This window comes from Arthrobacter sp. TJ-266 (assembly GCF_058269115.1).
This window is the reverse complement of the sequence record NZ_JBZCNC010000001.1, coordinates 586,864-610,205: the sequence shown is the minus strand read 5'-3', so window position 1 is coordinate 610,205 and position 23,342 is coordinate 586,864. Positions and strand designations below refer to the sequence as shown.

20 protein-coding genes are annotated in these 23,342 nt (G+C 71.7%); 12 read left to right on the top strand and 8 right to left on the bottom strand.

Features of this window, described 5'->3' with window-relative positions:
- Nucleotides 1-103 precede the first annotated feature (103 nt).
- The gene (locus AC4D12_RS03130) at nt 104-343 is read left to right on the top strand and encodes a PspC domain-containing protein (protein WP_490948316.1); all 240 of its coding nucleotides are present in this window, start codon (nt 104-106) and stop codon (nt 341-343) included.
- 83 nt (nt 344-426) lie between these two features.
- Nucleotides 427-1,230, top strand: coding sequence for a carotenoid biosynthesis protein (locus AC4D12_RS03125; protein ID WP_490948315.1), 804 nt, complete (start codon nt 427-429; stop codon nt 1,228-1,230).
- Nucleotides 1,231-1,385: 155 nt separating this feature from the next.
- On the opposite strand, the gene AC4D12_RS03120 is transcribed toward AC4D12_RS03125, so the two are convergent.
- Together AC4D12_RS03120 and AC4D12_RS03115 are read right to left on the bottom strand one after the other, a co-directional pair.
- On the bottom strand, nt 1,386-2,810 hold the full coding sequence (locus AC4D12_RS03120; protein ID WP_490948314.1) for a phytoene desaturase family protein: 1,425 nt from the start codon (nt 2,808-2,810) through the stop codon (nt 1,386-1,388).
- On the bottom strand, nt 2,807-3,673 hold the full coding sequence (locus tag AC4D12_RS03115; protein ID WP_490948313.1) for a UbiA family prenyltransferase: 867 nt from the start codon (nt 3,671-3,673) through the stop codon (nt 2,807-2,809). Before AC4D12_RS03115 ends, AC4D12_RS03120 begins: the two co-directional genes overlap by 4 nt.
- Nucleotides 3,674-3,939: 266 nt before the next feature.
- On the opposite strand from AC4D12_RS03115, the gene AC4D12_RS03110 reads away from it, so the two are divergent.
- Both AC4D12_RS03110 and AC4D12_RS03105 read left to right on the top strand, forming a co-directional pair.
- Entirely contained in the window at nt 3,940-4,965 is a 1,026-nt protein-coding gene (locus AC4D12_RS03110) for a 6-phosphofructokinase (protein WP_490948312.1), read from the top strand.
- A gap of 76 nt (nt 4,966-5,041) precedes the next feature.
- Entirely contained in the window at nt 5,042-5,797 is a 756-nt protein-coding gene (locus AC4D12_RS03105; protein WP_490948311.1) for a GNAT family N-acetyltransferase, read from the top strand.
- A gap of 124 nt (nt 5,798-5,921) precedes the next feature.
- Here AC4D12_RS03105 and AC4D12_RS03100 read toward each other — a convergent pair whose 3' ends face one another.
- The 4 genes from AC4D12_RS03100 to AC4D12_RS03085 form a co-directional block, all read right to left on the bottom strand.
- Nucleotides 5,922-6,317, bottom strand: a complete 396-nt coding sequence (locus tag AC4D12_RS03100; protein ID WP_490948310.1) for an ankyrin repeat domain-containing protein — start codon at nt 6,315-6,317, stop codon at nt 5,922-5,924.
- Nucleotides 6,314-7,405, bottom strand: coding sequence for a CAF17-like 4Fe-4S cluster assembly/insertion protein YgfZ (ygfZ, locus tag AC4D12_RS03095; protein ID WP_490948309.1), 1,092 nt, complete (start codon nt 7,403-7,405; stop codon nt 6,314-6,316). The genes AC4D12_RS03100 and ygfZ overlap by 4 nt, the downstream gene beginning before the upstream one ends.
- Before the next feature lie 70 nt (nt 7,406-7,475).
- Nucleotides 7,476-8,072 (bottom strand): heme-binding beta-barrel domain-containing protein, encoded by a 597-nt coding sequence (locus AC4D12_RS03090; protein ID WP_490948308.1) that lies wholly within the window; start codon nt 8,070-8,072, stop codon nt 7,476-7,478.
- A gap of 233 nt (nt 8,073-8,305) precedes the next feature.
- A complete protein-coding gene (locus AC4D12_RS03085; RefSeq protein WP_490948307.1) occupies nt 8,306-9,043 on the bottom strand; it encodes a hypothetical protein in 738 nt (245 codons plus the stop codon).
- A gap of 291 nt (nt 9,044-9,334) precedes the next feature.
- Here AC4D12_RS03085 and AC4D12_RS03080 point away from each other — a divergent pair, with 291 nt between their 5' ends.
- From AC4D12_RS03080 to AC4D12_RS03045, 8 genes are all read left to right on the top strand, one after another.
- Nucleotides 9,335-10,042 (top strand): winged helix-turn-helix transcriptional regulator, encoded by a 708-nt coding sequence (locus tag AC4D12_RS03080; protein WP_490948306.1) that lies wholly within the window; start codon nt 9,335-9,337, stop codon nt 10,040-10,042.
- 264 nt (nt 10,043-10,306) lie between these two features.
- Nucleotides 10,307-11,263, top strand: coding sequence for a mycothiol synthase (mshD, locus tag AC4D12_RS03075; protein ID WP_490948305.1), 957 nt, complete (start codon nt 10,307-10,309; stop codon nt 11,261-11,263).
- A 100-nt stretch (nt 11,264-11,363) separates the two neighbouring features.
- A complete protein-coding gene (locus tag AC4D12_RS03070; protein ID WP_490948304.1) occupies nt 11,364-13,586 on the top strand; it encodes an RNA degradosome polyphosphate kinase in 2,223 nt (740 codons plus the stop codon).
- On the top strand, nt 13,586-14,554 hold the full coding sequence (locus tag AC4D12_RS03065; protein ID WP_490948769.1) for an NUDIX hydrolase: 969 nt from the start codon (nt 13,586-13,588) through the stop codon (nt 14,552-14,554). The genes AC4D12_RS03070 and AC4D12_RS03065 overlap by 1 nt, the downstream gene beginning before the upstream one ends.
- Nucleotides 14,555-14,617: 63 nt before the next feature.
- The gene (locus AC4D12_RS03060) at nt 14,618-16,213 is read left to right on the top strand and encodes a hypothetical protein (protein WP_490948303.1); all 1,596 of its coding nucleotides are present in this window, start codon (nt 14,618-14,620) and stop codon (nt 16,211-16,213) included.
- Nucleotides 16,210-16,710 (top strand): GntR family transcriptional regulator, encoded by a 501-nt coding sequence (locus AC4D12_RS03055; RefSeq protein WP_490948302.1) that lies wholly within the window; start codon nt 16,210-16,212, stop codon nt 16,708-16,710. The genes AC4D12_RS03060 and AC4D12_RS03055 overlap by 4 nt, the downstream gene beginning before the upstream one ends.
- A gap of 117 nt (nt 16,711-16,827) precedes the next feature.
- A complete protein-coding gene (locus AC4D12_RS03050) occupies nt 16,828-17,064 on the top strand; it encodes a hypothetical protein (protein ID WP_490948301.1) in 237 nt (78 codons plus the stop codon).
- Nucleotides 17,065-17,092: 28 nt separating this feature from the next.
- Complete coding sequence (locus tag AC4D12_RS03045) at nt 17,093-17,815, top strand: 4'-phosphopantetheinyl transferase family protein (protein WP_490948300.1); 723 nt, start codon at nt 17,093-17,095, stop codon at nt 17,813-17,815.
- A 99-nt stretch (nt 17,816-17,914) separates the two neighbouring features.
- On the opposite strand, the gene AC4D12_RS03040 is transcribed toward AC4D12_RS03045, so the two are convergent.
- Nucleotides 17,915-19,306: a M1 family metallopeptidase gene (locus tag AC4D12_RS03040; RefSeq protein WP_490948299.1), complete on the bottom strand. Its 1,392-nt coding sequence runs from the start codon at nt 19,304-19,306 to the stop codon at nt 17,915-17,917.
- A complete protein-coding gene (locus AC4D12_RS03035) occupies nt 19,303-23,274 on the bottom strand; it encodes a Pls/PosA family non-ribosomal peptide synthetase (RefSeq protein ID WP_490948298.1) in 3,972 nt (1,323 codons plus the stop codon). The genes AC4D12_RS03040 and AC4D12_RS03035 overlap by 4 nt, the downstream gene beginning before the upstream one ends.
- Between the last annotated feature and the right edge of the window lie 68 nt (nt 23,275-23,342).

Genomic DNA, 23,342 nt, shown 5'->3' with positions numbered 1-23,342 from the left:
CATGGCGGTGCAGTAGCGTCGTCGTCCACCGGCACGCCCGTCACCCGCACGACCCCGCCCCACCCCCTCCACCAGGTACGATCCTCTCCCCGAAAGGCACATCATGCAGTCCTTCTACCGCGTCCTCCGCTCCTCCCCCCTCAAGCGCGCACCCGGCGGACTCCTGGGCGGGATCGCAGCCGGGATCGCGCGCCAGTACGGCTGGCGCGTGAGCTACGTCCGCATCGCGATGCTCCTGAGCTTCCTGCTGCCCTTCGTCGGCATACCGCTCTACCTGGTGCTGTGGCTCCTGCTGCCGACCACGGACGGCACCATCGCGCTCGAGAAGGTGCTCACCCGCTGACCCGCCCCGGCGCCGCGGGCGGCGGTGAGGAGGGCCCGAGGACGGTGCGCCGTCCTCCCGCCCGACCTGCAAAGATGGATGGCGTGTCGAAGCCCACCGCTGCCCGCAGCTTCCCCCGCCTGCTCGTCGCCGCCTGTGCGTTCCTCTTCGTGTCCGGCTACTTCGTGGTCCGGTTCCCCGACGTCGAGGGGGCGGAGTACGCCTCCTACGGCTTCAACCTCCTCATCGCGCTCCCGGCGTTCGTCGCGATCGTGCACCAGCTCGGTGCGGCACGCGGGGTCGCGACCCTGGCTGCGGTGTCGGTGTTCGGCTACCTGATCGAAGGCTTCGGGGTCGCCACGGGCGTACCCTACGGCGAGTTCTACTACGGCGAGGCCATGGGGCCGAGGATCCTCGACCTTGTTCCCTACCTGCTCCCGCTCTCCTACGTGCCGCTCGTGATCGGTGCCGTGGCGATGGTGTCCGGATCGGGCACCGCACTCCGCAGGATCGTGCTCGGCGGGCTGCTGCTGGTCGTGATCGACGGTGTCCTGGATCCGGGAGCGGTGGCCCTCGGCTTCTGGATCTGGCCCGGCGGCGGCCCCTATTACGGCATTCCGCTCTCCAACTACGTGGGCTGGTTGATCTCCGGTCTCATCGCCTCAGCCCTCGTGACCCTGATCGGCGGGCGGCGGCTCACAGCGCGACCGCTGCGCCCCGGCCTGCTCGACAGCCTGCTCGTCTCGATGTTCCTGTGGCTGGGCGTCTGCATCTTCTCGGGGCTGGTGTTCCCCGCCGTCCTCGCCGCGGCGCTGATCATCGCACTGGTGCGACGGCGCCTACAGCTCGCCCGCGCGGCGTCGACGACGTCGGAATCCTCCGAGGCCCTGGGAGCCCGGGCCCGCTGACGGGTCGAACCACCGGACCCCGGAACCACTCCGACCCGCGAGGGACGCTGGGGTCACGAGGGATCCAGGAGGGTTTCGGGTCCGCGAGCACCTCCGGTATCGCGCGTGTCGAGCCCCGTGACCGTTCGAAAAAATCTGTTGGTGCTACCAGCGGTTCAGACGGGCCCGAGCCGTGCCAGGAGCTTCTGCGTGGACATCATGGCGCCGCCGAGGACCGCCGGGAGCCCGCCGCCCGGATGGACCGACGCACCGACCCTCCACAGCCACGGCCGCAGCGGATCCGAGTAGGGCGGGACGTGGAACGGCCCGCTCATCCAGGCGGGATGCACCGCGCCGTACAGCGCTCCGCCGGCCGACCCGCGCTCGCCGAAGTAGCCGGGGTCGAGGATCTCGTGCCGTGCGATGTAGCTCTCGAGGGGCTCGGGCAGTCCGAGCACGCGCGTGGTCCGGTCGAGCTCGCGCTGCACGAAGGGGTCCGCCAGCGTGTAGGTCTTCCCGTTCGCGGGTGCGGTCAGCAAGAGGGCGAGCGTCGCGGCGCTGTTCGGGTAGACACCCTCCGCCGGGTAGTAGTTGGCAAAGGCCATGGTCTGGTCGGGCTCCTCGCCCGCTTCCAGGCTGCGGTACAGCGCGGCCGGACCGTCCGGCATCACCACGCCGTGCCGCGGCGTCCCCGCCGGGAGCGGGCGCTCGAGGACGGCGTAGATCCCGACCGCCGAGCAGGTGAGCTTCCGCGGCGTCCGTGGGGGCCGTCCGCCCAGCAGGCCTGCGAGGCGGTGGGCATCCAGACCGCTGACGACGGCGTCGGCCGGATAGGTCCCCACGGAGGTGACCACACGACGTCGTCCGATCCGGTGGGCGCCCTCCCCCGTCCGGATCTCCACGCCGGAGCCGAGCGCGATGCGCTCGAGGGACCGGACGAGTTCGTAGATGCCCCCTGAGGGGATCCAGACGCCGTCCTGCGCCATGATGGCCGGCATGCTCGCGTAGAGCGCGGGTGTGCGCGTGGGGCTGACGCCCGCGTTCAGCGTGTGGATCGCGATGACCTCGCGCAGGCCGTCGGGGAGCCACGGGAGGCTGTCGAGGTAGCTGCGGGTGGTCAGTCGCCTGCCGTACAGGCCGGCGAGGCGCGCGAGCGCGGGGTACGACGACCCCTCGAGCGGCCCGGTGGTCAGCAGGCGTGAGACGTCCTCCCCGAGGATGCCGTGCTCGGCGGCGAACCGCGTCCACGCGGCATGCCAGGGGTGGCCCTGGGGAACGGGCAGGGTGCAGGCCTCGCCCCGGTAGTAGTAGGTGCCGACGTCGGACAGCCGCTCGAGTGCGAGACCGGCGACTCCCTTGGCGGGCGCGGAATCGGCGGGGGCCACGGCGTCGAGCCGCTTGAGTAGTTCCTCCCAGACCGAGGGGAAGGTGAAGAGCGACGGGCCGGTGTCCATCCGCTGGCCGTCCACCTCTATGCGGCGGCTCTTGCCGCCCACGTGGTCAGCGGCCTCGAGCAGCGTGACGCTGTGGCCTGCCCGGCCCAGCAGCGCGGCCGCGGTCAGCCCGCCGATCCCTCCACCGACGACGACGACGCGGCTCATCGGTACATCCCGAGCGTGAGCGCGACGACGAGCTGGACGCCCGCGACGGTGCCGGCGACGTAGGGGAAGGCGATCGAGTAACGGTAGAGGCGGTGTCCGGTCTCGGGTCGCGGGTCACGCCAGAGACCCCACAGCAGCCAGCCCGCGATCAGCGCGTTCACGACGGCGACCGGGAGATTGACCAGCGCGAAACACACCGTGGACACGGCCCACCAGGCGCCGCTCCAGGCGACGACGCCGCGCGGACCGAGCCGCACCGCCGTCGTCGTGATGCCCACGCCACGGTCCTCGTCGATGTCCTGGACGGCGTCGTACGTGTGTTTCGCCGCGCTCCAGGCCATGAGGCCGAGCGCCGCGGGCCAGACCGGGGTGGCGCCGAGCGCGTAGGGCACGAACACCAGCGGGAAGGCGTAGGCCGCGTTGCTCAGGGAGTCCAGGTAGGGGCGCGCCTTGAAGCGCAGCGGCGGGGCGGAGTAGAACACGAAGACGAGCGCGTAGAGCGCGATCCACACGAGCGCCGGGACCGGCAGCGTGAGCGCGAACCACGCGAGGAACGGCACGTTGGTGAGGATCACGGCGATCCAGATGGCGCGGACCTCCGACGCCCTGATCCGTGCCCCTTCGAGCGAGCCCTTGCGTGGGTTCAGGGCGTCGGTGTCCTGGTCGAAGACGTCGTTGACGCCGTAGATCAGGAGGTTGAACGGCAGGGTGAGCCAGAGCAGCAGGGCCAGGGCCTGCCCGTCCCAGAAGGCCCCGGTGAGCCAGAGGCCCACCACCCCGGTGCCGATGGTGTTGATCCACAGCACGGGCCGGGAGATGTGGATCATGCGCAGCGCCGCTGGCGCGAAACCTGCCTGGGGCACTCCGGGTGTCCTCCTCGGACCTGTGGGGCGCACCTCCGGTGAAGCCCGGAGCATGCGCGCGTGGAGGTCCCAGCCTACGTGCTCGTACCCCCGCCGGAGGTCCTGCGCACTGCCTCGCACTCCGCCCCGCACCCTGCCGTGCAAGGGGTGCCCCGGCCGCGCGGGCGGTCGGTCCGGCCCGCCGTCGTGTGTCTAGAATCATAGGCGGGCCCGACGCCGTGCTCCTGCTGGATCACCCACTCCCTCGTCAAAGGAACCCACGCCCCATGAGAATCGGAATCCTCACCAGCGGTGGCGACTGCCCCGGCCTGAACGCCGTCATCCGCGGAGCCGTGCTCAAGGGCATCAAGACGCACGACCAGGAGTTCGTCGGGTTCCGGGACGGGTGGCGCGGCGTCGTCGAGGGTGACGTCATCGACCTCCCCCGCCATGCGGTGCGCGGCATCTCGAAGCAGGGCGGCACGATCCTCGGTACATCACGGACCAACCCCTTCGAGGGCAAGGGTGGAGCCGAAGCCATCAAGGAGAACCTCGAGCGCCTCGGTATCGACGCGATGATCGCGATCGGCGGGGAGGGCACGCTCGCCGCGGCGAAGCGCCTGACCGATCTGGGCCTCAAGATCGTGGGTGTCCCGAAGACCGTCGACAACGACCTCGACGCCACCGACTACACCTTCGGCTTCGACACCGCGGTGCAGATCGCCACCGAGGCGATCGACCGTCTGCGCACCACCGGCGAATCGCACAGCCGCTGCATGATCGCCGAGGTCATGGGACGGCACGTGGGCTGGATCGCCCTGCACGCCGGCATGGCCTCCGGTGCCCACGCCATCCTCATCCCCGAGCAGCAGACGAGCATCGAGCAGATCGCCGAATGGGTGTCAACGGCCAACGCCCGCGGACGTGCTCCCCTCGTGGTCGTCGCGGAGGGCTTCGTGCCCTCCCACATGGAGCAGGCGCACTCCGAACGCGGGCTCGACACCTTCGGCCGGCCCCGGCTCGGCGGCATCTCCGACCAGCTGGCCCCCGAGATCGAGGCCCGTACGGGCGTCGAGACGCGCGCCACCATCCTGGGGCACATCCAGCGCGGCGGTGTCCCGACGTCCTTCGACCGCGTGCTCGCGACCCGCCTGGGCATGGCTGCCGTGGACTCCGTGAAGGACGAGCTGTGGGGCACCATGGTCTCGCTCCACGGCACCGAGATAGCGCACGTGGGCTTCGAGGCCGCCCTCGGCAACCTCAAGCGCGTGCCGCAGCACCGGTACGACGAAGCTGCGATCCTCTTCGGCTGACCGCCGACGCGGCCGCGCCCGAACACTCACCCACCGACACCTTCCCACCGAGACCCACGGAACCGAGACGGACCCCATGGCACCCGGCACACCACCCGGAACGGAACTCGACGCAGGGACGATCGCCATCATCGAGCTCGCCTGGGCGCGACTGCTGGGGCTCGACGACGACGCCTTCGACGACGGCCGCGCGGACCGCCTCTACGGCGTGGACAACTCCGCCGACGTCCTCACCTTCGTCACACTGTTCGGCCGTGAGGTCCTCCGCGGCCCCTCGTGGGCGGTGGACGCCGCGCGCGACCTGCCGGGCATCGAGCTGCGGAGACACTCCACCCTGCTCACCCTGAGCAGGGACCACGGCGGCCGCGGACTCGGCGAGGCCCGGCTCTACTTCTGCGACGAGCTGCCGGTGCTCGACGGCCCTCCCGCCGTCGTCTCCAGCGACGCCACGACCGTGCGCGCGCTCGAGCGGCTCTGCCCGCCCGACGACGTCGCCGAGGCCGGTCTGGGCGAGGCGGAGCACCCGTTCGTGCTCGTGGACGCCCCGGACGGGCACGAGCACCAGCCGGACGCACCGACTCCGCTGGCCGGCGCGGGCTACGACGTGTGGGCCGGCATCCTCGCGCACATCTCGGTGCTCACCCCGCCCGACGAGCGGCGGAAGGGCTACGCCCAGCGCGTCACCGCCGTCGCCGTCGAGGAGGCGATGGCCGCCGGCCTGGTACCGCAGTGGCGGGCACGGACGGACAACACGGCGTCGCAGCGGACCGCCCGGCGCGCGGGCTTCGCGTTCGGTGGCACGCAGACCTCGGTGCTCCTCGACCCCGCCTGACCTCCTTGAGGCACGGGGTAGACCTGCCCGGCTCAAGAGGGTCCGGGGCGATCGACGGCCCTGATCAGGAGGCTTCCGGGGACTCCCGAGGCGTGTCCGGGGCGGGGTGAGTCCAGGCGACGCGTCAGCCGAACAGGTCCAGGAGCTCCGTGCGCTCGAACATCGAGGCAGCCGCACGGGCTGACGGCGTTCCCGCGTCGGGATCGGCCCCCGCACCGACGAGCAGCCGCGCCACCTCGGTGTGCCCCTTGAACACGGCGCCCGCCAGCGGTGTCTGGCCGCGGTCGTTGGCCTGATCGACGTCCGCCCCACGCGCCAGGAGGTCCCGCACCAGCGCCGGGTGTCCGTTGTAGGCCGCGAGCATGAGCAGGCTGTCGCCGGCGGTGTTGGTCAACGTGAAGGGCACGCCGGCGTCGAGGTACCGCGTCAGCACGGCGGCATCGCCCTGGCGTGCGGCGTCGAACAAGGCATGAGCCAGTGCGATGGCTGCGGCGGCGCCGTCGTCCGTGGGGGTGCTCACCGCGGAGCCTTCAGGAAGCCGCTCGCCCTGCCGACCACCTGGCCCGCGTCCGGCGCCACGATGACCTCCTGCCCGGCCGCGTACACCTCGTCGCCGTCCTGCACCAGCAGGTCCGTGGACGCGTCGACCGACCGCTTGAGCACGGCCAGAGCCACCGGTCCCATCTCGTAGTGGTGCGCCACGGAGGTCACGCGGCCCACGGTGCGGCCCTCGCTGACGACGGCGCTGCCCACGGCGGGGAGGGTGTGCTGGCTGCCGTCCAGCTGGAGGAACGTGAGCCTGCGCGGCGGGTGCCCGAGGTTGTGGACGCGGGCGATGGTCTCCTGGCCCTTGTAGCAGCCCTTCGCGAGGTGGACCGCCGTCCGCATGAGGTCGAGCTCGTGCGGGATGGTCTTCTCGTCGGTCTCCGCGCCGGCACGCGGCCGCCACGCGGCGACCCTCAGCGCCTCGGCGGCAAGGGAACCGGCGAGCGGCAGCCCGGCGGCGTCGACCACCTGTTCCAGCCGGTCACGGGGCACGAGGTACTCGAACCACGGCCGCTCGCGGCCGGGGTGATCGGCCTCCGGGACGGGAGCGTAGGAGAACCCTCCGATACCGACGGCGGGCCACGGATCCTCCCACACGACGACGTCGTCCCCGAGTTCGGGGAGCGCCCTCGTGGCGCCGAGCACGGCCCACGCGGAGGTGGCGTCCTCGACCTCGACGCGCAGCATGAAGCGCATGCGCTCCAGGAAGGCCGCGAGGGGTGCGGCCTCCGCGCCCTCGGTGACGAGCCACGTGGTGGCGCCGTCGTCCACGACGTGCGCGGCGAACTCTATGCGCCCCTGCACGGTGAGCAGGAGCGTCTCGGAGCTCTGGCCGGGCTCCAGGCCGAGAAGCAGCTGGGAGGACAGCGTGTTGAGCCAGCTCAGGCGATCGGGCCCGGACACGGTGACCACGCCGCGCTGGGAGAGGTCCACCACGGCCTCACCCGCGGCGAGGAGCCGCTGCTCGCGGAAGGGGTCACCGTAGTGGGAGGCGACGCCGGCGTCAGCGCCGCCGCCGTCGACGGCTCCGTGGCGGGTGAGGAGGGGGCTGGCTGGGATCATGACGGTATAACGCCTCTCGGACGGCAGTATTTCCTGGCCCTGTTCGAGGGCCAGGTACGAGGGTGTGCCCTCAGGCCCTCTTGAGGATGGCCGAGGCGTGCGCCTCGAGGGGCTCGCCGTCGGACGCGACGTCCCAGCGCCAGTACAGGTTGCCCTCCACGAGGCCGAACAGCCGCGTGGCCGCCGTGTACTCCTTGGAATGCTGCCCGCGCATCACGAGGTCGGTGCTGAGCTGGATCTGCGGCCCCTTGATGCTGCCGTAGTAGAGCTCGGCGATGCTGCCCGGGTGCACGATCGTGGCGGTGATGTCGAAGCCGCCGCTCTCGTTCCTGAACTGCTCCACCTCGTCGGCGGACTTCAGGGCCGGCACGATGTCCGCCGGGTTCAGTCCGGGCCCCACATCGGCGTCGTTCAGCTTGCGGTCGAGGGCCCAGAAGCCGGTCTCGACGGACAGCGGGCGGAGGCGGGCACCGTTCTCGTCGATGAGCCAGGATTCCGCCTCGTACTGGAGGTACGGCAGGCCGTGCTGCGAGAACACGACCCGCTGGAAGAACCTCTCGGACTCGGCCGTGCCCTCACCGAGCATCCCGGTACCCTCCCAGGTACCGAGGAGCCAGGACAGCGGGACGAGCTCAGGCGTCAGGTCTGTGGGCAGTTCGATCGACATGGGAAGCTCCGGGTCGACGTGCTACTTCTGGCCCTTGTACAGGCGCGTGATCACGAGGGCTGCGAACCCCGCCATGCCGAGACCGGCGACGACCAGCAGCGAGATGAAGAAGATTTCGAGAGCAAGAATGGACATGTTCTCATCCTAACGCGCGGCCCCACGGCGCAGGGACGCGGGACCGCGGGTCCGACGCCGACGATCCACCTGCGGAGGAACGCGCCGGAGCGGCAGGATCAGGCCAGTAGCAGCGTGTCGAGGAAGTACACGAAGGCGCCGATCGCGAGCACGGGCGTGATGCCCGCGGAGAGCGCGGCGAGGACGCCGAGGGGTGCCTCGCGGGCCAGCAGCAGCCGCCGGGACCCGGCGAGCACCACGCCGCACGCGAGCCCCACCGCGGCGGCGGGGAGGGCGGGGACGTCCGTGAACAGCAGCGCCCCGAGCGGCCCGGCGAGGGCGGCGAGGACGACGGCGGTGGGACCGGCGAGGCGGTCGGGGAAGGGCAGCAGGCACGCGAGGACGGCGACGAGCATGCTGATGCCGGTCACGAGCATCATCCCGGAGTCCGCGGCGTTGACGGCGAGCCTGTCCGCGGCCACCCAGCCGGACCCCATGGCCACGGCGAGCACGCCGGAGCTGGAGCCGAGGGTGGATTCGAGGCGAAAGCTCTGACCCGTGCCGCGGACGAGCTGGATCATGAAGACCGCGCCGACGCCGAGGGCTACCGCCGCGGGGAACCACGCGAGGACGGCCGGCCCCGCGACGGTGGCCGTCAGGACGACCGCGAGCAGGGCGCTGAGACCGATGGCGGCCGCCTGGCTCTTCCGGGCCGGTACGCCGAGGACGTGCGGCCACCCGATCGCGGCGAGCACGGAGGCGATGCCGACCGTCACCGCCACGGCGACGAGCGAGATGTAGGAGGACCCGACGACGGCCCCTGCGGCCACGGCCGCCGCCCCTGCGGCAGCTGCCACGCTCGTCCTCTTCACCCCAGCAATACTGCCCTACGCTGCGCGGCGGCGGGAAAGTGGCGCTGTGCCCGCCGGCCCGAGGCGCCCGACACCCGACCGACATAGGACCGACACCGCACCCGCATCCCGTCGTCACCGCACCCACATGACGCACTCACCGCGCCCGTACCGTGCCATCCGTCACATGCGAGCGGCTACACTGGTCGACAACTCGAAGACCCCCGACCGTCCGCCGTCCGCGGCTGCCGGGCTATTCCGCCCGATGATGCGCGTTCCCGACCCCGTGGAGGACATATGCCGCACATCCTGATGTTGACCAACACCACGGGCTCGTCCGTGGACATTCTCCCGGCGCTCGAGCTCCTGAACCACAAGGTGCACATCCTCGCCGCCGAACCCACCGCGCTGCTCGAGACCGAGCCCTGCGACGTCGTCCTCGTCGACGCACGCAAGGATCTCGTGGGCGCACGGTCGCTCACCCAGCTCCTGAAGGCCACCGGCCTCAGCGCTCCCCTGCTGCTCGTCCTGACCGAGGGCGGCATGGCAGCCGTCGCCGCGAACTGGCTGGCGGACGACGTCGTCCTCGACTCGGCGGGCCCTGCGGAGGTCGAGGCGCGGCTGCGCCTCGTGATCGCCCGCTCGGCAGCGGCGAGTCAGGAGCCGAGCACCGAGATCCACGCGTCCGGCGTCGTGATCGACGAGGCCAGCTACACCGCCAGGGTGCACGGGGAGCCGCTGAACCTGACGTACAAGGAGTTCGAGCTCCTCAAATACCTGGCGCAGCACCCAGGCCGCGTGTTCACGCGCGACCAACTGCTGCACGAGGTGTGGGGCTACGACTACTACGGAGGAACGCGCACCGTCGACGTCCATGTGCGGCGGCTGCGCGCGAAACTCGGGTCGGACCACGAGCAGCTCATCGGGACCGTCCGGAACGTCGGCTACCGGTTCACCCTGACCAGGGCCCCGGAGGATCGCACGTCGGTCAATCAGGACGCCTGACCCGGCCACACGCCCCGGCGATCACACGAAGAAGCCCCTCCACCGGGATCGGTGGAGGGGCTTCTTCGTTGCCGCGACTGCGGCCTGTGGTGGAGGACATACGGGTCGAACGTATCGCGGGCACCCCACTGGTGCATCCCCCTCGAGCAGTTCCCGACACTACCCGAGGTCCGCTCGAGACGGCAAACCACGGCAAGCCGTCCGGGATACCGGGGGGCGGACCGCCGCCCCGGCCCGTCGGGACGGCAGGACTAGGCTGGGCGCATGACCGACGCCCCCGCCTCCACCTGGTCCATCGAGCGCACCGTCGGTGCGCCGCCCGGGCCCGTCCTCGGCGAGGTGCTCCGCCTTGCCGCGGCGGCCACGGAGGCCGACGGCAACCCTCCGCTGTCCGAGCAGACCCTCGTGACGCTCCGGGCACCGGACGCCGGGGAACGGCTCACGGTCCTCACGGCCCGGAGCAGGGCGGAGCGCGACGCCGATCTGGCGGGCGTGGCCGTGCTGACCCGCGGAGCGGAGGACGGCACGGTGCTGGAGCTCGTCGTCGGGCCCGACTGCCGGGGCGAGGGCGCCGGGACGGCACTCATCGAGGCGGTCCTGGCCGAAGGCATCGACGACCTCCGCGGTTGGTCCCACGGCAATCACGCGGCGGCCGCGGACCTCGCCACCCGCTTCGGCTTCGAGCCCGTGCGTGAGCTGTGGCGCATGCGGCTGACGCGCGCTGCCGTCGAGGAGTCGGTGCCCGTGGCCGTCCTGCCCGCCGGCGTCGTCATCCGGTCCTTCGTCCGCGGCCGGGACGAAGAGGCGTGGCTCGCAGCGAATGCGGCGGCCTTCGCCCATCACGCGGAACAGGGCGGCATGACGCGCTCCGACCTCGAGGCGCGCCTGGACGAGGACTGGTTCGACGCCGAGGGCTTCCTGCTGGCCGTGCGCGAGGAGGACGACGCGCTGCTCGGCTTCCACTGGACGAAGGTGCACCCGGGGATCGGCGATCATCCGGCCATGGGCGAGGTGTACGTGGTCGGGGTGACCCCGGAGGCCCAGGGCTCGGGTTTGGGCAAGGCCCTGACGATCGCAGGCATCGAGCACCTCCACGGCAAGGGCCTGCAGGCCATCATGCTGTACGTCGACGCGGACAACACCGCCGCCGTCGCGTTGTACCGGAAGCTCGGTTTCACCCGCTGGGACGTGGACGTCATGTACGCGGCAGCGGCCGCCTGACCACCTTGTAAGGTTATTTTCGAAGCCCTGCTCCGGCGTGATCGAGCGGGCTGTACGCCACGATGCCCGCTCACACCCGCCGACGCCCGCAGGAGACGTAATGGATTCAGAGACCAGGACCCGGGGTGCGTCCCTGTACGGTTCCTCGGAGACAGCACCGGCTCGGGCCACACAGGACCGCATCGACATCCCGGAGTTCGCGCCCAGCCTCCTGCCGGAGGGCGAGATCCGCCCCGACCGCTTCCTCGACCGCGAGATCAGCTGGCTCGACTTCAACGCGCGCGTGCTGGAGCTCGCGGAGGACCCGGAGCTGTTCCTGCTGGAGCGGGTCAACTTCCTCTCGATCTTCGCCTCGAACCTCGACGAGTTCTTCATGGTGCGCGTCGCCGGGCTGAAGCGGCGTATCGCGACCGGGCTCGCCGTGCCCTCCGCCGCGGGCCTCAGCCCCATCGAGCAGCTCGAGAAGATCATGCAGGACGGCTACGGCCTTCAGCAGCGTCACGCGGCAGTATTCGCCGAGCACATCCGGCCCGCGCTCGCCGCGGAGCAGATCCACCTCACCACGTGGGAGGAACTGGACGACACCGCGCGCGACTACCTGCACAAGGTCTTCGCGGAGAAGGTGTTCCCCATCCTCACGCCGCTCGCCGTGGACCCCGCGCACCCCTTCCCCTACATCTCGGGGCTCTCGCTCAACCTCGCCGTGGTGGTGCGGAACCCCGTCAGCGAGAAGGAATTGTTCGCCCGCCTGAAGGTGCCCGACCAGCTGCCCCGCCTGATGTCGGTGGACGGACCGCGCGCCGGGAACGTGGCAGGTCGCGTGGCGCGGTTCATCCCGCTCGAGGAAGTCATCGCGGTGCACCTCGACCAGCTGTTCCCCGGCATGGAGGTGCTCGAGCACCACCTCTTCCGGGTCACCCGCAACGAGGACCTCGAGGTGGAGGAGGACGACGCCGAGAACCTCCTGCAGGCCCTCGAGAAGGAGCTGCTGCGCCGCCGCTTCGGCCCGCCGGTGCGGCTCGAGGTCACTACGGACATCAACCCCAGCATCCGCGCGCTGCTCTCCCGTGAGCTCGGTGTGGAGGAGGACGAGGTGTTCAACCTCCCCGCTCCCCTGGACCTCCGCGGGCTCAGTGTGATCGCCGGGATCGACCGCGGTGACCTCCACTACCCCAAGCACGTCCCCCACACGAGCCGCTACCTCAACGAGAGCGAGACCTCGAAGGCCGCCAACGTGTTCGCTGCGATGCGCCGCCGGGACATCCTGCTGCACCACCCGTACGACTCCTTCTCCACCTCGGTGCAGGCCTTCCTCGAGCAGGCGGCCGCGGACCCGAAGGTGCAGGCGATCAAGCAGACGCTGTACCGCACCTCCGGCGACTCCCCCATCGTGGATGCCCTGATCGACGCCGCCGAGGCCGGCAAGCAGGTCCTGGCGCTCGTGGAGATCAAGGCGCGCTTCGACGAGCAGGCCAACATCTCCTGGGCCAGGAAGCTCGAGCAGGCCGGCGTGCACGTGGTGTACGGGATCGTGGGGCTGAAGACGCACTGCAAGCTCTCCCTCGTGGTGCGCCAGGAGATCGACGGCCTGCGCCGCTACTGCCACATCGGGACCGGCAACTACCACCCCCGCACAGCGAGGTACTACGAGGACCTCGGCCTGCTGACCGCCAACGAGCAGGTGGGCCAGGACCTGTCCAGGCTCTTCAACCAGCTCTCGGGATACGCCCCGAAGTCGACGTTCAAGCGCCTGCTCGTGGCTCCGCGGTCCGTGCGGTCCGGTCTGATCGACCGCATCGAACGGGAGATCGCCAACAAGCACGCCGGGCTCGCAGCGCGCGTGGTCATCAAGGTGAACTCGATGGTGGACGAGGCGATCATCGACTCGCTCTACCGTGCGTCGCAGGCAGGCGTGAAGGTCGACGTGATCGTCCGGGGTATCTGCTCCGTACGCCCCGGTGTGCCTGGCCTCAGCGAGAACGTGACCGTGCGTTCGGTGCTCGGCCGCTTCCTCGAGCACTCCCGCGTGTTCGCGTTCGCGAACGGCGGCGACCCGGCGGTGTTCATCGGTTCGGCCGACATGATGCACCGGAACCTGGACCGCCGCGTCGAGGCACTCGTGCAGCTGAGCGCGCCCGAGGACATCGCCTACCTGATGACGCTGATGGACCGCTACATGAACCCGTCCGTCTCCAGCTGGCACCTCGACGCATCCGGTGCCTGGTCACGGCACCACAAGGACGACGACGGCACCCCGCTCGAGGACATCCAGTCGTGGCTGCTCGCGTCGCGCGCCCGCCAGCGAGCGGTGTCGCGCCGCTGATGGTGACCCCGACGACGACCGCCACGGAGACCGTGGCGGCTGCTGATCCCGTGGCGGTGGTCGCCGCAGGGACCCTGTGCTGGCGCACGGAGAAGGGCCGGCTCGAGCTGCTGGCCATCCACCGTCCCCGCTACGACGACTGGTCCTGGCCGAAGGGGAAGCTCGATCCGGGTGAGACGACGCCCGAGTGCGCCGTGCGGGAGACCCTCGAGGAGGTGGGCCTGAGCGTCCGGCTCGGCATCCCGCTGCCCACCATCACCTACCCGGTGGCCGCGGGCCTGAAGACCGTGCAGTACTGGGCGGCGCAGGTGGAGCGGCTCGTCCCCGCCCCCGACGGCAAGGAGGTGGACTCCACGCGCTGGGTGACCCCGGAGGAGGCGCGGACCCTACTGACCAACCCGTCCGACGTCGAACCGCTCGACGCGCTCGTGAGCGCCCACCGGGCGAAGGATCTCGCCACCTGGCCGCTGATCGTGGTGCGGCACGCGAAGGCGAAGCCGAGGTCCTCGTGGAGCAGGGCGGAGGGCGACCGACCGCTCGCCGCGACGGGCCGCCGGCAGGCGACCGCGGTGAACCGGCTGCTTCAGGCATGGACACCGCAGCGCGTGGTGAGCAGTCCGTGGGTCCGGTGCGTGCAGACCATCTCCCCCTACGTCACCCAACGCAGCGCGAAGCTGAAGCTGGTGGACGCTCTCACCGAGCGCGACGCCGCACGCAGGCCACAACGTACGCGCGCCGCCGTGGAGCGCGTGATGGACAAGCGGAAGTCCGTGGCCGTGTGCACCCACCGGCCGGTCCTGCCGTTGGTCTTCTCCGTCCTGGCCCGCCACATGAACCCTGCGCTCCGCGAGCAGCTCCCCGCCGAGGACCCGTACCTGGCCCCCGGTGAGGCCGTGATCTGCCAGGTGAGCACCAGCAACCACCGGCGCATCGTGTCCGTGGAGCAGTACCGCGCGTACGACGACTGACCCGGAGGTCTTGACCCCGAGGGCTTTGTATCAAACACTTGGTACAAAGAATATGGGGGACACATGGACTACCTGGGTAGCGCGCTCGTCGGCCTGGCCTTTCAGGCACTGGTGATCTACGGGGTGCTGCGGCTCGTGCACGGCAGCCCCCGGCCGGAGGCCGACCCGATGAGACAGGCCCGGAGGCACGCCTTCTGGGCCGCGGTGATCGCCCTCGTGGCCGGCGGGGTCCTCGGCCAGACGCCGTTCACCGACCTGCTGGACGCCGGGTCCCGGTCCGGGGATCACTGCCTGCTGGAGGATCTCGTCGCCACCGGCCTCCCCCTGCTCTCGGTCTGCGGCGTGTACGTGCTCGCGCAGTTCACCGGGCCCATCGGGGGCGGCGCCCTGCGTACCGCCGACCTCACCGTGCGGGACCTCCGCGGATACCTCCCCGTCGGGCTGACCATCCTTGCCGCCGTCATGGCCTTGCTCACCGGCGTGGCCATCGCCCTGACGGCCGCGTTGCCCGCGGTCGTGCCGGGCGGGCCCTCGATGGCGGACGGGCGTGTTCCCCTGGAACGGCCGCCCGGCACGTCCTTCGCGCTCGCGGCAGGCAGTGTGCACCTCCTGTTCGTCCTCGGCGTCCTGCTCGCCCTGACGGTGATCGTCAGGCGGCGGCGCGTACCCACCCTGACGCACGTCGAGGACAGCATCATCCGCCGGGTGTTCATCAACCGGCTGCTGCGGACGGCCACTCTCGTCTCGGTCTCAGGCCTGAGTGGTGCCCTCGAGTTCGCGTCCAACGGGAGCTTCGAGGAACCGTGGAACGACCTCCGGACCGTCCTCGCCGTGCTGTGGTTCTCCACCGTCCTCGCCATACTGGCCTTCCGTCCGCCGGTGCGGGCGGAGACCGTCGACGAACCGGTGCACGCCGAGCCGGCGGCGACGAGCGGATCGGCCCGGCACGCCGGACTGGTGGTGCTGAGCGGACGGCGTCTCGGCTACGGGGTGTTCGTCCTGTGTTTCGTCCCCTTCCTGCTGGTGCTCCAGGACCTCGGCTCGCGTGCGGGCCTCATCACCCTCGTGGCCGGGTACGTCGGGTTCGGTGGGACACAGCTCCTGGCGGAGGTCGCCCTGACGCGCAACCACGGCGCCGGACCTCGCCGGGGGTGGGCCGGAGTGCACAACCTCCCTGCCACCGTCACGGTCGTTGCTGGGGTCGCCGTCGTCCTCGTCCTCGCTCTCGCCGCCACGACCGCCGCCATCGGGGCGCGACCTGGCTCCGCACCGGCGCTCCCCCTCTGGACGGCGTCCTTCGTGCTCGTCGTGGCCGTGCTCGGCGCCGTGGCGACGATCGCGGCCAGGCGCCCGCCCCTGAGACGCGCGTCTCGGGCGGAGGACGACGCACTGCGGACGGGCACGGTGCGCCGGCTCCTGCTCATGATCTGTTCGGCGGTCCTCGCGCTCGCCGCGATCCTCCTGTGGCAGAACCGAGCGGTGGTCGTCGACGAGGCCCCTGGTACCGGTTCGGGCGGCTCCGGCGCACTCCTCGACGTCGGTCAGGTGGACACCCTCGTGGTGCTCCTGCTCATCATCGCCACCGTTCTCGCCTTTTTCCCGCAGCCGCGGGAGACCCTCGCCCCTACGCCGTCGACCGCTCCGGACGCCGTGCGGTGAGTGCCGATCTCCGGGTGGATCTCGCGTCCCCGGTGCCGCCGTTCGAGCAGATCCGCGCGGGCGTCACGGCGCTCGTCGCCGCCGGAGACCTCGCGCCCGGCGCCCGCCTGCCGACGGTCCGCAGCCTCGCGGCGGACCTCGGGGTGGCCGCCGGCACCGTCGCGAGGGCCTACCGGGAGCTCGAGGCGACCGGCGTGATCGAGAGCCACGGCCGGCGCGGCACGGCGGTGCGCGCGTCCGCCGTCGTCGGACGCCCCGCGGGCGCACAGCGCGCACCGGTCGTGCACGAACCACCGGACGCAGCACGCGTCGCGGCCGACGGCGTTGCGCGCCTGCACGTGTCCGCGGGACTGGCGGACGCCGTCGAGCGGGTGGTCGCAGCGGCCCGGGCCGACGGTGTGCCGGCCGATGCAGTGGCGGCGCTGATCCGCCGGGCGTACCGCGGTTCCCCCTCCGACCCACTCCCCGACCCGACGACGTCCGGCAGCCGCCGGTGAGCGCTCGTCAGTTCATGACCGATGGTGCTGCCGTTCACCGCGCGTTCATTCCCTACGCATACTGTCGATCGTTCATGCAGCGGGCAGCCCGCGGACCACAGGACAGGATCACGACACATGGCCGATGTGAAGCATCTCGTACGGGCACTGGCACCGCACGAGATCGAGGAGATCGTGCGGCTCGGCCCGGCAGGTCCGCTCACGCCCAAGTTGCTCCACGCGATCGACCGAGCAGCCGGCGGACCCGGCGAGGGCCGCGGCTACTACATCTACGGGACGGCGGATGCGGACCGCCCGCGGCCCTTCGTGCTCCGCGGGGACGTCTGCGCAGAACTCTTCGGCGTCCGGCACTGATCCGCCCTCCCGCGCCGGGCCCCGGCCCGTGACGGAACCGGCCCTGCGCCTGCGGCGCCTCGACCGGAGCGAGGGCCTACTCCCGCTCGACGCCATGCTGGCCCTGCTCGACGACGTGGAACGCTCACGCGCCGCCCGGCACCGGCGATCGGCGGACGCGACCGGCTTCGTCGCCGGACGCTACCTCCTCCGACTGCTGGCCGCGGACCTGCTCGACGCCGATCCGCGTGCGCTGCGCACCGCCTTCTCGTGCCCTGTGTGCGGTGGGGCCGGCACGACCTCCGACCACGGCCGACCCGGGTACACGCTCGACGGCGCCCGGGTACCACTGGCGCTCAGTCTCTCCCGCACGGCCTCCGCCGTGCTGGTCGGCGCCCTCGACCTCCGGATCGACGGTCTGCGCGCTCCCGTGGATGGACACGCCGGGAGTCTCGGCGTCGACCTCGAGGCCGCTCGGAGCGTGGTGTTCGACGGCTTCGACGACGTGGCCCTGACCCCCGCCGAGAAGCGACGCCTGGCCACGCTGCCTCCCGAGGGACGGCACCCCGAACGGGCCCGCCTCTGGGTGCGCAAGGAAGCCCTCATGAAGGCCCGGGGTACGGGCTTCGCGCCGGAGGGGCCCGCCACGGTGGACGTCATCGCGGACGTCGACGCGACGTCGGGCGCCCGGATCGTGGATCTCGACCACTGCGACGGCGTACTCCTGCGGGACCTCGGGCTCGTTGCCGCCATCGCCGTCGTCCGGACCTGAATCTGACGTGACCTGACCCGACCTGACCTGACCCGACCTCGGTGTGCACTCGGCCCGAACCTGGACCGCGGAACCGCACCGGGTCCTGATCAGGGCCGGCTAGAGCGGTGGGAGCTCCGCTTCGAAGAGCCACGGCGTGAGCAGGGCCCCGACGTCGACCCCGGGCAGGAAGCGGCCGGCGTGCGCCAGGAAATCCGGCGTGGTCACGCAACCGAAGCGGTGCTCCGCCGACCACGCGCGCAGCAGGGCGAAGAAGGCGTCATCCCCCGCCGCCATCCGCAGTGCGTGGAGGGTGAGGGCGCCCCGCTTGTAGACGCGGTCGTCGAACATGTCCGAACCACCCGGATCGCCGATGACGAGATCCTGCGGCTCCTGGGTGAGGCGCTGGTGGGCGGACCGCGCGAGGGAGGCCGCCGTCGTCGAACCGCCGGCCTCGGACCAGATCCATTCGGCGTAGCAGGCGAAACCCTCGTGCAGCCAGATGTCCTGCCACCGCGACGCCGTGACCGCGTTGCCGAACCACTGGTGCGCGAGCTCGTGCGCGATGAGTCGCTGCGCCTCCCAGCCCTGGTGCAGGTGGTTGCGCCCGATGATCGAGAGCGTCTGCGCCTCGAGCGGGATCTCCAGCTCGTCGTCGGTGACCACCACGAGGTACTGCGGGAACGGGTAGGGGCCGAAGCTGTGCTCGAAGGCCGCCATCATCTCGTGGTGCCGGGTGAGGGCTGCCTTCGCGGCCGGCGCGAGCGACGGCGGGACGGCGGCGTACTGCGGCACCGGCGTCGCGGGGTCGCGCGGGGCGAGGAGCGCGGCCTCCCGCGGCGCGGCGTGCGTCGGCAGGGCGACGGCGGGGCGTGAGGGATCGTTGAGGGCCACGAGGTCGTAGCGCCCCACCTGGAGCGTGGCGAGGTAGGTGGCCATGGGTTCGGCCTGCTCGTACACCCAGGTGATCCGGCTCGATTTCACGATCCTCGACACCAGGACGCCGTTGCACACCGCGCGATAGCCGGCGTCGGTGGTGACGGTGAAGCGGTAGGCCGCCTTCTGCGACAGGTGGTCGTTGCAGGGGAACCACGACGGCGCTCCCGTGGGCTGGCCGGCCACGAGGACGCCGTCGGTCAGTTCCTCCCACCCGACGTCGCCCCAGGTGCCGGCGATGGGCCCGGGAGTGCCCTCGTAGCGGATGTCCAGGCGGAACTCCGCGTCATCCGGGACGTCGTCGCGGAAGGTGATGACGAGCTTGCCGCCGCGCTCCTTGAAGGACTTGACCCGCACGGTGTCCGAGGTGACCTTCGTGGCGCGGAGGCCGCTGAGGTCCAGCTCGAGCTGCGACAGCGTGCGGTGCGCGCTCAGGGTCAGGACGGCCTTGCCGGCCAGCCGGTTGCTCGCGAGCTTGTAGTCCAGAGCGAGGTCGTAATGCAGTACGCGGTATGATGTGCTGCCGTTCAGGGGGGTGTACGCGTCAGGTGCAGCCAGTGGCAGGGTGCCGCTCACGCACCGTCCCCCGGACCGGACCACGAGGTCACGGGATTGCCCATCCAGTAGGTCCCCGCGGGGACGGTCTCGCCGCGCATCACCAGCGACGCCGGGCCCACCGTGGCGCCCGGGGCGATCTGCGCGGCGGGGAGGATCACGCTGTGCGGACCGAGTGTTGCTCCTGGGGCGAGCTCCACGGTGTCCATGCTCATGATCCTGTCATGGAAGAGATGGGTCTGCACCACGCATCCGCGATTGACGGTGGCGCCGTCGCCGAGGCTCACGAGGTCCGCCTCGGGCAGCCAGTAGCTCTCGCACCACACCCCGTGGCCGATCCTCGATCCGAGCGCGCGGAGCCACCACACGAGCGCCGGTGTACCGCTCGCGGCCCGGGCGAACCAGGGGGCGCTGACGCTCTCGATGAAGGTGTCCACGACCTCGTTGCGCCAGATGAAGGAACTCCACAGGGGGTGCTCCCCCGCCCGGATGCGGCCCACGAGGAGCCATTTCGCCGCGACGGCGCTACCCGCGGCCACCGCTCCGAGCACCATGAACACGACGCCGCTCAGCAGGGCCGCGACGGCGTACCCCGGACCGACGGCGAGGGCGTCGAAGATCACGAGGGCCGCCGCCGCGATCATCACCGTCAGGATGACGGGCACCACGCGGCACAGCTCCCAGAAGCCACGGGCCACCTTGAGCCGCCGGGGCGGCTGGAAGGTGCGGGCCTGGTCACCGGCGACGGCGAGCCTCCGCAGGCGCGACGGCGGGCTGCCGAGCCACGAGCTGCCCGCCTTCGCCTTCAATGGCGTGGCCGAGAGGACGGCCACGAGGGAGTTCTTCGGCACCCGCCTGCCCGCCGACGTCATGCCCGAGTTGCCGAGGAACGCGCGCCGGCCGATCTTCGCCGGCGCGATCCGGAGGTACCCGCCGCCCAGTTCGTAGGAGGCAACCATGGTGTCGTCGGCGAGGAACGCCCCCTCGCCGATGGTGGTCATCTTCGGGATCAGGAGCACGGTGGACGCTTCGACGTTGCGCCCCACCCGGGCCCCGAGGAGGCGGAGCCACACGGGCGTGAAGAGACTCGCGTAGAGCGGGAAGAGGAGATCGCGCGCCATGTCGAGGACCCGCTCGGTGGCCCAGATCTGCCACCCGATACGGCCGCGCGCGGGGAAGTGCCCCTCGCGGAGACCCACCCCGAGCAGCCGCACGGTCCCGAGCACGAGCACCGCCGTGACGAGGAACCAGAGCACCGCCGCGAGGACCACGGGGCCGATCAGCGCGGACCAGTCTGAGGAGAGCGACGCCGCCCCGTCCAGGGCCGCGACGACGGGCAGAGCTGCCACGGCCGCCGCCGCGAACGGGATCAGCGACAGCACGCCGGAGGCTGCGGCGTACACGAGGAAGGCGAGGCGTGACCGGGCAGGGGAGCGCGCGGGCGGCGGCTCGGGCCAGTGCTGCTTCGCCCTGCCCGCCCTCACTGCGGGCGAACCCGAGAACAGCTGCCCCTGCTTCACCGGACCGTGCACGGCGGAGCCCGGGGCCACCTCGGCTCCCGCACCGACCCGCGCACCCGGCATGAGGGTGCTCCGCGCACCGACCACGGCGCCCGCACCCACCACCACCTGCCCGATGTGCACGCGGTCGCCGTCGATCCACCAGCCCGAGAGATCCACCTCGGGTTCCACGGACGCGCCGGCCCCGAGCGTGAGGAAACCGGTGACGGGCGGCACCGAGTGCAGTGCGACGTCGGGCCCGATGGTGGCACCGAGCGCGCGGGCGTACACCGGCACCCAGGGGGCGCTGGCGAGGCCGACGGCCCCCACGCTGTCCGAGATCTGCTCGGCGAGCCACAGCCGCAGGTGCACCTTCCCGGAGCGCGGATAGACGCCCGGCTCCACGCCTCCGAGCAGGAACCGCGCTGCGGCGACGGCGAGCGCCATGCGCCCGAGGGGACTGACGAACACGAGCCAGGACAGGCCCACCCACCACCAGGACAGGGTGGGTGCATCGGTGAGGACTCCGATTCCTGCCAGGACGTTGGTCGCGATCAGGGCGTAGGTGAGCCAGCGCATGCCCGCGAGGAACTGCAGGGGGATGCCCATCAGCGTCTGGAAGACCTGCGATTTCCGCGCGGTGGGCCGCACGGTCCTGATGGGACCCGCCGGCTGCTCGCCGCCGGCGCCCGTTCCCGCCGCGAAAGCTGCGAGCGCGCCGAGGCGCGGGTGCGCGTAGATGTCCGCGACCGTGATGACGGGGTACCTCGTGCGGATCAGGGAGACGAGACGCGCCGCGGCCAGCGAGCCGCCGCCGTGCAGGAAGAAGTCGGCGTCCTCGTCCTCGGGCTCCGTGCCCAGCACGGACGCCCACTGGTCGGCGATCCAGCGGGTCCTCGGGTCGAGATCCCGCGCGGCGCGACCACCGGCCGCACCGGAGGCGCTGACCCCGGCAAGTGGCCACGGCAGCGCGGCGCGGTCCACCTTGCCGCTGGTCTTCGTGGGCAGGGCGTCCGTGACGGTGAGCAGCGGAACGAGTGCGGCGGGCAGGGAGGCGGCGAGGAGCGACCTCAGCTCCGCGAGGTCCGGAGTCCCGCCGGCGGGCACGAGGTAGCCGACGAGCAACTGGTTGCCCGAAGGCGTGCTCTGCACCGCCGCTGCAGCGCCGGAGATGCCGGGCAGCGCCTGCAGGGCGGCGTCCACCTCGCCGAGTTCGATGCGGCGGCCGCCGAGCTTCACCTGGTCGTCGGCGCGGCCCGCGAACACGAGGCCCGCCGCCTCCGCAGTGACCAGGTCACCGGAGCGGTAGGCGCGGTGCCACCCGAGGGTGGGCATCGGGGCGTACTTCTCGGCGTCCTTCGCCGGGTCCAGGTAGCGGGCGAGGCCCACGCCGCCGATGATGAGTTCGCCGGTGGCGCCCTCGGCCACCGGGATCCCGGCGTCGTCCACGACGGCGAGGTCCCAGCCGTCCAGCGGCAGGCCGATCCGCACGGGGCCGTCCCCCCCGAGGCGGGCCGCGCAGGCGACGACGGTGGCCTCCGTGGGCCCGTAGGTGTTCCACACCTCGCGGTCGTGGACGGCGAGCCGGCGCGCGAGTTCGGGCGGGCACGCCTCGCCGCCGAAGATCAGCAGCCGGACGTTCTCGAGGGAGTCCGCGGGCCACAGCGCGGCGAGCGTGGGCACGGTGGAGACCACGGTGATGCCGCGCGCGATGAGCCACGGTCCGAGGTCGACGCCGGTCCGCACCAGGGCGCGCGGCGCCGGGACCAGGCAGGCGCCGTTGCGCCACGCGAGCCACATCTCCTCGCACGAGGCGTCGAAGGCCACGGAGAGTCCGGCGAGCACGCGGTCGGCCGGGCCGATCGGCTCGCGCTCGAGGAACAGGCGCGCCTCGGCGTCCACGAAGGCCGCGGCGGAGCGGTGCGTCACGGCCACGCCCTTCGGCGTGCCGGTGGAGCCGGAGGTGAAGATGACCCAGGCGTCGTCGTCGTGCCCGGGCCCGCCCGTCCTGCCGCTCCCCCGGCCCGCGGCGGTGACCGTCAGCCCGCGCTCGACGACGGCGGCCGCGTGCGATTCCGTGAAGACCACGCGGGCGCGTTCGTCGGGATCGTCGGCGTCCACGGGCACGTATGCCGCCCCGGCGGTCAGCACGCCGAGGATCGCGATGTACAGCTCGTTGGTCCCGGAGGGGATGCGGACCCCGACCGTGTCCCCGCGGCCGATGCCACCCGCGGCAAGCACGGCAGCAAAGTCCTCCGCCCGGCCCACCAGGTCGGCATAGCTCAGCGCTTCCGTGCCGTCGTCGAGGGCGGAGGCGTCCGGGTGCTCCGCCGCCGTCGCGCGGAGGATGTCGAGGAGCGTGCGAGGGGCCGGCGCGAGCCCAGATGCCGGGAACTGCGCCGGATACACGCCGGGCGCTCGGTCCGGATCGACGTCTGGGGCCGACGCCCCGGGGGTCGCCGGGGCGGTCCTGGGCGAGGGTGTGGTCACGGAGGGAGTCTTCCGGTGGAAGGTGAACGGCAGGTGACCCGCACGGGGGCCGGCGAGTACCGGCGCAG

What these genes read in the sequence shown, in the direction of transcription:
- AC4D12_RS03050 (WP_490948301.1), top strand. Translation starts at nt 16,828, where the DNA reads ATGGCCGATGTGAAGCATCTCGTACGGGCACTGGCACCGCACGAGATC.
- ygfZ (WP_490948309.1), bottom strand. Translation starts at nt 7,405, where the DNA reads ATGATCCCAGCCAGCCCCCTCCTCACCCGCCACGGAGCCGTCGACGGC.
- AC4D12_RS03120 (WP_490948314.1), bottom strand. Translation starts at nt 2,810, where the DNA reads ATGAGCCGCGTCGTCGTCGTCGGTGGAGGGATCGGCGGGCTGACCGCG.
- AC4D12_RS03130 (WP_490948316.1), top strand. Translation starts at nt 104, where the DNA reads ATGCAGTCCTTCTACCGCGTCCTCCGCTCCTCCCCCCTCAAGCGCGCA.
- AC4D12_RS03110 (WP_490948312.1), top strand. Translation starts at nt 3,940, where the DNA reads ATGAGAATCGGAATCCTCACCAGCGGTGGCGACTGCCCCGGCCTGAAC.
- AC4D12_RS03090 (WP_490948308.1), bottom strand. Translation starts at nt 8,072, where the DNA reads ATGTCGATCGAACTGCCCACAGACCTGACGCCTGAGCTCGTCCCGCTG.
- AC4D12_RS03105 (WP_490948311.1), top strand. Translation starts at nt 5,042, where the DNA reads ATGGCACCCGGCACACCACCCGGAACGGAACTCGACGCAGGGACGATC.
- AC4D12_RS03070 (WP_490948304.1), top strand. Translation starts at nt 11,364, where the DNA reads ATGGATTCAGAGACCAGGACCCGGGGTGCGTCCCTGTACGGTTCCTCG.
- AC4D12_RS03065 (WP_490948769.1), top strand. Translation starts at nt 13,586, where the DNA reads ATGGTGACCCCGACGACGACCGCCACGGAGACCGTGGCGGCTGCTGAT.
- AC4D12_RS03060 (WP_490948303.1), top strand. Translation starts at nt 14,618, where the DNA reads ATGGACTACCTGGGTAGCGCGCTCGTCGGCCTGGCCTTTCAGGCACTG.
- mshD (WP_490948305.1), top strand. Translation starts at nt 10,307, where the DNA reads ATGACCGACGCCCCCGCCTCCACCTGGTCCATCGAGCGCACCGTCGGT.
- AC4D12_RS03080 (WP_490948306.1), top strand. Translation starts at nt 9,335, where the DNA reads ATGCCGCACATCCTGATGTTGACCAACACCACGGGCTCGTCCGTGGAC.